This window comes from Mesorhizobium sp. M2C.T.Ca.TU.002.02.1.1 (assembly GCF_003997225.1).
Genome location: NZ_RZTO01001536.1, coordinates 1 through 440 on the forward strand (window position 1 = coordinate 1; position 440 = coordinate 440).

The 440-nt window shown below is 55.9% G+C and carries 1 protein-coding gene; it reads right to left on the bottom strand.

Features of this window, described 5'->3' with window-relative positions:
• Positions 1-73: 73 nt before the first annotated feature.
• Positions 74-440: DinB family protein (locus EOD07_RS37165; protein ID WP_127238549.1), on the bottom strand; the 367-nt coding region annotated here is incomplete at its 5' end.

The window sequence follows — 440 nt, forward strand, 5'->3', positions numbered from 1 at the left end:
GAATTTATGTACCTACAATAATTAAGTCAATAATTTTCGTAACTACAATAATTTTTCAAGCCGGTCGTCTTGTTCACAAACCCAGTCGCTCGACTTCATCCTTTCTGAGCTTCAGGTCGTAGTCGAGTAGGAATTCGTCGAGCTGCGGCGGCGGAACGGAAGTGCCGGAGAGCATGGCATGCACCTGACCGCGATGGTGGATGTCGTGCAAGAAGACATGCGCAAGAATATCGCCGATGCGTTCGGGGATCTTGCCGTCCTCGCGTCGGTCGGTGATGACGCGCCGGTCGAGATCTGCTTCCGACAGGCCGTCGCAGAAGGCGATCAGCTTGCGGTCGAAATCCGCCTGCGCCTCGGCAAGGCTCGTCGCATGGTCGAACGGCACGTAGTCGTCATAGGCGGCGGCGCCTAGGCCGCCATCGGTCAGGAAATCGAGATAG